The sequence below is a fragment of the Deinococcus aerolatus genome, from assembly GCF_014647055.1.
GTDB classification, from domain to species: domain Bacteria; phylum Deinococcota; class Deinococci; order Deinococcales; family Deinococcaceae; genus Deinococcus; species Deinococcus aerolatus.
In genome coordinates, this window is the sequence record NZ_BMOL01000072.1 from 1 (window position 1) to 650 (window position 650).

Below are 650 nucleotides of genomic sequence, written 5' to 3' on the forward strand. Positions count from 1 at the left end.
CGAGAGAGACGCGAAATAACCTGCGTCCATCGCAATTCAGAGTGGTCTTCGGATCAGGACGGGTTGCAGTGACGCATTGAGAATCAGAAGGAAAGGTCAAGATACTAAGGGTCCACGGTGGATGCCCTGGCACTGGAGCCGATGAAGGACGCGATTACCTGCGAAAAGCCCTGACGAGCCGGAGATACGCATTGACTCAGGGATGTCCGAATGGGGAAACCCACCTGTTTACAGGTACTTCCGTAAGGAAGAGGGAACGCGGGGAACTGAAACATCTCAGTACCCGCAGGAGAAGAAAGAGACATCGATTCCGTCAGTAGCGGCGAGCGAACCCGGAAGAGCCCAAACCCGCAAGCTTGCTTGCGGGGGTTGTAGGATCACCTTTTAAGATTCGCTTTCTTTAACCGAAGCCATTGGAAAGTGGCGCCACAGCGGGTGACAGCCCCGTAGGTGAAAAGGAAAGCGACTGTGGTGACACCTGAGTAGGTCGTTGTTCGTGAAACGATGACTGAATCTGCGCGGACCACCGCGCAAGGCTAAATACTCCCAGTGACCGATAGCGAATAGTACCGTGAGGGAACGGTGAAAAGAACCCCGGAAGGGGAGTGAAAGAGAACCTGAAACCGTGGACTTACAAGCAATCATCGCGC

Annotated in this window: 1 rRNA gene; it reads left to right on the forward strand. The window is 54.0% G+C overall.

Annotation, left to right across the window (positions count from 1 at the left end):
* Positions 1 to 94: 94 nt before the first annotated feature.
* Positions 95 to 650, forward strand: a 23S ribosomal RNA gene (locus IEY31_RS18565); the annotation flags it as partial.